Raw genomic sequence first — 517 nt, 5'->3', positions numbered from 1 at the left:
AATTATATTACAGTAAGATAAAAAGGTAAATTATAGTATTAAATATTTCTTTGAGTATGTAAATTTGTTAAGTTAAATTTGTTAAATAATTGCCTTTTTTAGTTATAAATGTTAAAATGTAAACGAGCATTTAAGAAAGGGGGATTAATAATGGATAACATGATAAATAGGGAGAAAAGAGTAGGTGCTGGAATTATTACAATGTCTGTACTATATTTTATAGGACAAGCATTTACAATTTTAGGAGTTATAATTAATCTTGTATTTAAAGATCAAATAAATAACTTTTTATTGGAGGCAGGAACTGCAGCAGATGTAAATCCAACAGAGCTTACAATAACATTATGCATAGCAATAATCATAACTATAGCAGTAATATTAATTTTACTTAAAAAGCCTATTGGAGCATTTATATTTATAGGTATTGAAATTTTATCATTTGTTTATAAAGCAATAGTTGCTGGAGTTACTATATATACACCTTTAAGTTTGATTTTTCCAGGATTAATGATTTTCT

1 protein-coding gene is annotated in these 517 nt (G+C 24.8%); it reads left to right on the top strand.

Annotated features, from left to right (window positions below):
• Positions 1-150: 150 nt before the first annotated feature.
• Positions 151-517 (top strand): hypothetical protein (locus tag A500_RS19130; protein ID WP_016209219.1); only part of this gene is annotated, 367 nt, incomplete at its 3' end.

Source organism: Clostridium sartagoforme AAU1, from assembly GCF_000401215.1.
In the GTDB taxonomy this organism is placed as follows: Bacteria; Bacillota; Clostridia; order Clostridiales; family Clostridiaceae; genus Clostridium; species Clostridium sartagoforme.
Note: the sequence above shows the minus strand (reverse complement) of the source record. Positions and strands in the feature narration are given on the sequence as shown.